The organism is Streptomyces sp. (genome assembly GCF_019510245.1).
GTDB lineage: Bacteria > Actinomycetota > Actinomycetes > Streptomycetales > Streptomycetaceae > Streptomyces.
Genome location: NZ_JAEKKT010000024.1, coordinates 1 through 6,859 on the forward strand (window position 1 = coordinate 1; position 6,859 = coordinate 6,859).

Genomic DNA, 6,859 nt, shown 5'->3' on the forward strand with positions numbered 1-6,859 from the left:
GGCCGTCATACTCTACGCGCTGCTCGTCCCGGCCTGGGTGGTGGTGGCCGTACATTCCCTGCGGCACGCCGCCAGGCACGTGCGCCGGTGGCCCGAGGGCGACCGGGATCCGCGGCCCGGTGTGGCAACCGTGCTCGGCGGCACCCTCACCACCTGCGATGACGGCTGTGCGGCGGCCGGGGCGCGCGACCCGGCGGGCGACGCCGTCAGGTAGGTGCGCCGGCACTGACGCCGGTTCGGGACACCGACTCAACGCCGTGCGTTCCGGTTCGCTCAGTCTCCGACCATTTCCACGAACAGATCGGCCTCCCCGCGCAGAGCCGCGAGTCGCGCCATCTGTTCACCCATGCCTCGGGTTCCGGCCAGCGGTGTGCGGACGTGGGGCCAGAGGGTGCGGACAAGGCTGACGTGGCGTGCGCCGCCGAGGGCGACGACGGGGTCGAGGAGCAGGCTGTCGTGCCGGGCCGCCTGCTCCAGGAGGACTTCCGCCGTCACGGCGCCGGTCGCGCCATGGGGTGTGTCGTACGGCTCGATGATGTCGTCGAGGTCGAGGAGGCCGTAATGCGCGGAGAGGACGAGAATCCGGTCGGGCCGCAGCGCGTCGGCGGTCTTTCGACACGCACGGTGATACGAGCCGATGTACATGTCCGCCGCGCGTGCGGGTCGGTTCAGTTTGCGGCTGCCGCACGGGATGACGACGAGTTCTGGATTCCAGTAGTCGAGAGGGTCGGTGGGTGTCATGTATGTCGTCCTGCCTGCTTTTATGAGATGTCAGCGGCCCCGCACATCGCAGCGTGTCACCTGAAGGCCGCCGCACTGATGCCATGTCCCGATGTGAGGCCGTTGTGTCCAATCCGGGAGTCCTTTCCGCTCCGGCGATGTCCTAGCCTCGCGGGTGTGGCACGAACGGGTTGACTCGCCTCCCACTGACGTGAGGTGAGAACCGTGGGTCCCATGAGGGACGACCAGGCGGCCCGGCCGTGTCGACCATCGGTTTTTCCAGATCAGGGAAGAAGGCGATCCACCTCGTGGCATCGCGATCACGCACCGGGGAACCGGTGCTTCAGGGGCTCGCATTCGGCCTCAACGAATGGCTCGTGGACGAACAGTACGAGCGGTACCTGAACAACCCCGACTCGGTCGACGAGGCATGGAGACAATTCTTCACCTCGTCGGCAACCATACCGGCGCAGTCGACCGGTACGACCGTGACGGCGCACGAAGACGCGGAGGAGGCGGCGGTCAAGGCCGTCCGGGTCGCCGCGCTCATCCACGCGTACCGCGTACGCGGACATCTGGTCGCCGACACCGACCCGCTCACCAGCCCGACGGCCACGCACCCCGAACTCGACATCACGGCGTTCGGTCTGCGGGAGGCGGATCTGGAAAGGGAGTTCGTCGTCGACGGATTCGCCGGACGGGTCACCATGAAACTCCGGGACGTCCTCCGCGTCCTGCGGGAGTCGTACTGCAGGACTGTCGGCACCGAATACATGCACATCCAGTCCTTCGGCGAACGACGCTGGATCCAGCAGCGCATCGAATCGCCTGAGTCCCGGCGTGACCGGGCCGAACAGTTGCAGATTCTGTACCGGTTGGGCGCGGCTGAGGCTTTCGAGACGTTCCTGCAGACCAAGTACGTGGGTCAGAAAAGGTATTCACTCGAAGGCGCCGAGTCGGCGATCGTACTCCTCGACGCCCTGTTGCTTCGTTCCATCGGGCAGGGGATGAGGGAAGCCGTCATCGGAATGGCGCACCGGGGCCGGCTCAATGTGCTGGCCAACATCGTAGGGAAGTCCTACACGGACATTTTCCACGAGTTCGAGGACATGGTGGACGTTCGCTCGGTGCAGGGATCCGGCGACGTGAAATACCACCTGGGTGCCGAGGGCACCTACCGTGCTCTGAACGGCGGCACGATCTCGGTCTCCGTCGTGGCGAACCCCTCGCATCTGGAGATCGTCGGGCCGGTCGCCCAGGGAGTCGTCCGCGGCAAGCAGGACAAGGCCACAGACGGTGACGAAGCGGCCGACGTCCTGGCGATCGCCATCCACGGTGATGCCGCGTTCGCCGGTCAGGGTGTGGTCTCCGAGACGCTGAACATGTCGCAGCTGCCCGGCTACCGCACCGGTGGAACGGTCCATCTGGTCATCAACAACCAGCTGGGCTTCACGACCTCGGCCGCCAACGCGCGCTCGACTGCCTATGCCACTGACGTGGCTCGGGCGGTCCAGGCCCCGATCTTCCACGTCAACGGAGACGACCCCGAAGCCGTCGCCCGGGTCGCACGCCTGGCCTTCGACTACCGCCAGGCCTTCCACAAGGACGTCGTGGTGGACCTGATCTGCTACCGGCGCCACGGACACAGCGAGGTCGACGACCCGTCCATCACGCAGCCCGCGATGTACGACCGCATCGACGCCACGCCTTCGGTGCGCACGCTGTACGCCGAGTCGCTGGTTCGGCGCGGGGACATCGACGAGCGGCAGGTGAAGGGTGCCCTCCAGGACTTCCGGGGACACCTCGAGCGCGCCTTCGCCGAAACCCGGACGCCGGCGCCCGCCTCCGTGCACCCCGTTGACCGCCAGGTCACCGAGGACGAAGTCGTCCCCGAGGTGGTGACCGCGATCACGGAGGCGACCGCCCGGTACGTCATCGCCTCGCAGACCGCGCTGCCGCAGGGCTTCACCGCGCACCCGCGCGTTCTGCCCCAGCTCCAAAGGCGTGCCGCGATGCCGGACGCGGGGACGATCGACTGGGCCGCCGCGGAGACTCTGGCCATCGGCTCGCTGTTGCTGGACGGTGTTCCGGTGCGGCTGACCGGGCAGGATTCCCGCCGCGGCACGTTCGGCCAACGGCATGCCGTGCTCACCGACCGGCGAACCGGCACGGAGCACACACCGCTGAGGTCTCTCGGCCGGCAGGCCGCGGACTTCACGCCCTACGACTCGATGCTGTCCGAACTGGCCGCGCTTGCCTTCGAGTACGGCTACTCCCTTGCGCGCCCCGACGCACTCGTGCTGTGGGAGGCCCAGTTCGGCGACTTCGCCGACGGCGCCCAGACGGTCGTCGACGAGTACATCTCGTCGGCGGAACAGAAATGGGGGCAGCGCTCCGGGGTGACACTCCTGCTGCCGCACGGCTTGGAGGGTCAGGGACCGGACCACTCCTCCGGCAGGATCGAACGATTCCTCCAGCTGTGCGCGCAGGACAACATGACCGTCGCTGTGCCCACACTGCCCAGCAACTACTTCCATCTGCTCAGGCAGCAAGCCCTCGACGAGCGCAGACGGCCACTGATCGTCTTCACTCCGAAGTCGATGCTGCGGTCGAAGGCGGCCACCTCCACCCTGGCGGAGTTCACGACGGGCGCCTTCCGCGCGGTCGTCCCCGACGAGACGGTGGACGCCGCCGGGGTCCGGCGCGTGCTCGTGTGCTCGGGGAAGGTCTTCTACGACCTGGACGCCCACCGGCGGACCTCCGGCCAGTCGGACACCGCTGTCGTCCGCCTGGAGCGTCTCCACCCGTTCCCCGCTGAGGAGCTCCGCACGGAGCTCTCGCGCTTTCCCGCCGGGGTTGAGGTGCGGTGGGTGCAGGAGGAGCCGGAGAACCAAGGCGCCTGGTCTTTCCTGTCGCCGCGCGTCCAGCGGCTGACCGATCGGCCCGTCGGGTGCGTCAGCCGGCCGGAGGCCCCGGCTCCCGCAGTGGGCTCCGCCCGACGGCACGCCGATGAGCAACGGGATCTCGTGGTGTCGGCCTTCCGCTGACTCCGCCGGCGACGCGGCGCGGCCGTCAGGCTCATCGGGGCCGACATCCGACGGCCGTGCCGCCGACCGTATCTGGACGAGCCGCGGGATTCCCGGTCCGGCGCACTGCTCTCCGCGGATCGATCCGCCCGAACCGAAGGCCCCGCATCGAGCCCGCGACCGGTTTCCCGGCCGCGGGCTCACCTGGGTCGGTGACGTGTCAGGCCGCGCGTTGCCGTGACGTCTTGCGCACCGTCCGGATGGTGGCAGCGGTCGGTCGGGTGGATGCCGATGAACCCGAGCCGGCGCCGAAGGCCCTCACACCGGCAGCGACGGCGAAGCTGAGGACGTAACGGGCCGCGATGGCGGTCGTAGCATCGATGCCCGCATGCCACAGCGAGGTGGCGTGGCTGGTGCCCACCGAGACCGGAGCGGCCAGACCGATGGCGCTGCCGATCTGCAGGGACGGTTGTTCATGCCGGTGGCGACGCCCGTGTCCGCACCCGTTGCGCCGTCCACTCGGCGAGGGTGAGTCCGACGAGCACCAGGCCGCCCCCCAGGGCCACGAGGTTCATCCCGGGCAGCACGTCGGTCATGTACGGGGATCTGAGACGGTTCGCAATCCGGTGACCGTAGGCTGTCCGTCGCGCAAGGAGCCGTAGGCGGAGGGAAGTTGCTCCTCTGCTAGGAGGAGACCCCGTCGGGCGCCGGATCCGCCCCGACGCCAGTCGTTCGGAAGCTGGTCCGGTAGGCGCCAGGGGTCACGCCCAGGCGTCGCACGAACGCCCTGCGGAGCGACTCGGATGAGCCGAACCCGGTGCGTCGCGCGACCACTGACATCGAGTCATCACCCGTCTCCAGCATCGCCTGGGCAGCTTCCAGCCTGATGTCCTCCACATACCGGGCCGGTGTCGTGCCCACCTCTTCGTGGAAGAGCCGCGTCATGTGCCGGACACTGACGCCCGCCCGGCGAGCCATGGCCGACAGCGTGTGATTGGCCCCCGGGTTCTCGGCGACCGCGTCCAGGACCCCGCGGAGCATCTCCTGGCGGGTGTGGGGGGCCAGCGAGCGGACGCTGAACTGGGACTGGCCACCGGGCCGTTGCATGAAGACGACCATGTCCTTGGCCACCGCTCGTGCGACCTCGGCGCCGTGATGGTCCTCGACCAGCGCCAGCGACAGGTCGATACCGGCGGTGACACCCGCCGACGTCATCATCCGCCCGTCCCGCACGAAGATGGCGTCCGGATCGACCCGCACGGACGGGAAGCGCAGGGCCAGTTCCCGTGTGTGCCGCCAGTGCGTCGTGGCGCGGCGGCGGTCCAGGAGTCCGGCAGCCGCCAGCAGGAACGCTCCCGTGCACACCGATGCTGTGCAGTTGGCCTGGTCACTCAGGCGTCGCACCACATCCAGCAGAGCGTCGTCCTTGATCACCGTCTCCCATTCCGGTCCGCCCGGGGTCACCAGGATGTCGGACGGCTCAGTGAGGTCGTCGACAGAGAGATCGGCGCCCAGACGGGTTCCGGCGGAGGTGATCACCTCCGCGCCGTCCTGCGAGACGATCTGAACCCGGTAGCGCCCGCCGAACTCGTTCGCCGTCGTGAACACCTCGATGGGACCTGTCACGTCCAGCAGTCGCACCCCCGGGAAGACGAACACGGTCACGGTGCGCGAGCCCGCTCCACGGTGCTCATGATGCATGGAATGCCTCCTGGGCGATTGCCTGTGAGCGCTGAACGGCCGAGACGCCGCCGACAGCGTGCGTGTCGGCGCGCTGCCGATCTTCAAGGCGGGATCGCGACGGATGTCCGTGCGCCCAACGTACGCAGGCGACCCGCGCAAACGCTACGACCGGCTCCCTCCCTGCTGGGAGGTGCGGCATCTCAGTCCTGTTCTCCGGAGGAGACCGGCAGCGGCGGCGGCGTGGAGCGCTTCTCATGCGGGCCGGCAGCCGGGCAGGAAACGGAGGCACTGAGCGAGAGCGTGATCGCGCCGACGGACCCGGCGCAGTGGCCAGGGACGCCGACCAGGGTGTTCCACGGGTGCGACCGACCGCCGCGCGCGGGAGCGTGGAGGGCATGGCGATTTCGCGGTGCGTACTGCGGCCGCGAGCCCGGGACGACAGGAGTGATCGCAGATGGCGAAAATACTGTTCGTGGTGTCCGGTGCCACGTACCTGACGCTGAAGGACGGCACCAGGCACGCCACCGGTTACTGGGCCGAGGAGTTCGCGGCCCCGTACAAGCAACTCACCGAAGCCGGCCACCAGGTCGTCGTCGCGACACCCAACGGGGTGACTCCGAACGTCGACATGATGAGCCTGCGGCCCGAGATGGCGGGCGGTGTGGAGGCGGCCCTCGAACTGGAGGCCATCATCCGCTCCGCAGAGGTCATGCGCCGGCCGCTTCAGCTGTCCGACGTGCGACTCGGGGACTACGACGCGGTGTACCTGCCCGGTGGCCACGGTCCCATGGAGGACATGTGGGTGGACGCCGACGCGGGACGGCTCCTCACCGAACAGCTCGAGTCGGGCAGGCCGCTCTTCATCGTGTGCCACGCCCCCGCCGCGATGCTGGCCACCCGGATCCACGGCGTGTCGCCGTTCAAGGGCTACCGGGTCACGTGCTTCACCAACGACGAGGAGGAGGCTGTCGGGCTCGCCTCCAAGACGCAGTGGCTGCTGGAGGACGAGCTCAAGGAACTCGGCGTCGACTTCAGCCGTGGCGAGATCTGGAAGCCGTACATGGTGGAGGACCGCAACCTTGTCACCGGGCAGAATCCCCACTCGGCCGCTGTACTGGGAGAGCGACTGCTGCAGGTCGTGAAGTAGCTCGCGAAGACGGTCGTGTCCAACACGGGAGGCGCAGGTCATGGACATGAAGCTGGAGGTCGTGGTGGTGCCGGTGACCGACGTCGACCGGGCCAAGGACTTCTACACGACGTTGGGCTGGCGGCTCGACGCGGAGGTAGCCACGGACGAGAACTTCCGGGTCGTGCAGGTCACCCCGCCGGGTTCCTCGGCGTCGGTCATCTTCGGTACCTCCGTCACGTCCCAGGTGCCGGGCACCGCTCAGGGCCTGCATCTGGTCGTCGACGACATCGTCGGTGCGCAC

The 6,859-nt window shown here is 68.5% G+C and carries 7 protein-coding genes; 4 read left to right on the forward strand and 3 right to left on the reverse strand.

Features of this window, described 5'->3' with window-relative positions:
• The coding region (locus JF597_RS00745; RefSeq protein WP_293986683.1) for a hypothetical protein at window positions 1-214 on the forward strand (214 nt) is incomplete at its 5' end.
• 59 nt (window positions 215-273) lie between these two features.
• Here JF597_RS00745 and JF597_RS00750 read toward each other — a convergent pair.
• Entirely contained in the window at window positions 274-741 is a 468-nt protein-coding gene (locus tag JF597_RS00750; RefSeq protein WP_293986686.1) for a DUF6884 domain-containing protein, read from the reverse strand.
• 317 nt (window positions 742-1,058) lie between these two features.
• Here JF597_RS00750 and JF597_RS00755 point away from each other — a divergent pair, with 317 nt between their 5' ends.
• Window positions 1,059-3,767 carry a multifunctional oxoglutarate decarboxylase/oxoglutarate dehydrogenase thiamine pyrophosphate-binding subunit/dihydrolipoyllysine-residue succinyltransferase subunit gene (locus tag JF597_RS00755; RefSeq protein WP_293986698.1) on the forward strand — a complete coding sequence of 903 codons (2,709 nt, stop codon included), beginning with the start codon at window positions 1,059-1,061 and terminating at the stop codon, window positions 3,765-3,767.
• A gap of 452 nt (window positions 3,768-4,219) precedes the next feature.
• Here JF597_RS00755 and JF597_RS00760 read toward each other — a convergent pair whose 3' ends face one another.
• Both JF597_RS00760 and JF597_RS00765 read right to left on the reverse strand, forming a co-directional pair.
• Window positions 4,220-4,342, reverse strand: a complete 123-nt coding sequence (locus JF597_RS00760; RefSeq protein WP_293986689.1) for a hypothetical protein — start codon at window positions 4,340-4,342, stop codon at window positions 4,220-4,222.
• 88 nt (window positions 4,343-4,430) lie between these two features.
• Window positions 4,431-5,447 carry a GlxA family transcriptional regulator gene (locus tag JF597_RS00765; RefSeq protein WP_293986692.1) on the reverse strand — a complete coding sequence of 339 codons (1,017 nt, stop codon included), beginning with the start codon at window positions 5,445-5,447 and terminating at the stop codon, window positions 4,431-4,433.
• A gap of 436 nt (window positions 5,448-5,883) precedes the next feature.
• On the opposite strand from JF597_RS00765, the gene JF597_RS00770 reads away from it, so the two are divergent.
• Both JF597_RS00770 and JF597_RS00775 read left to right on the forward strand, forming a co-directional pair.
• Complete coding sequence (locus JF597_RS00770; RefSeq protein ID WP_069760116.1) at window positions 5,884-6,576, forward strand: type 1 glutamine amidotransferase domain-containing protein; 693 nt, start codon at window positions 5,884-5,886, stop codon at window positions 6,574-6,576.
• Window positions 6,577-6,616: 40 nt separating this feature from the next.
• On the forward strand, window positions 6,617-6,859 hold a 243-nt coding region (locus JF597_RS00775; protein ID WP_366916363.1), incomplete at its 3' end, for a VOC family protein.

What these genes read in the sequence shown, in the direction of transcription:
- JF597_RS00770 (WP_069760116.1), top strand. Translation starts at nt 5,884, where the DNA reads ATGGCGAAAATACTGTTCGTGGTGTCCGGTGCCACGTACCTGACGCTG.
- JF597_RS00750 (WP_293986686.1), bottom strand. Translation starts at nt 741, where the DNA reads ATGACACCCACCGACCCTCTCGACTACTGGAATCCAGAACTCGTCGTC.
- JF597_RS00760 (WP_293986689.1), bottom strand. Translation starts at nt 4,342, where the DNA reads ATGACCGACGTGCTGCCCGGGATGAACCTCGTGGCCCTGGGGGGCGGC.
- JF597_RS00765 (WP_293986692.1), bottom strand. Translation starts at nt 5,447, where the DNA reads ATGCATCATGAGCACCGTGGAGCGGGCTCGCGCACCGTGACCGTGTTC.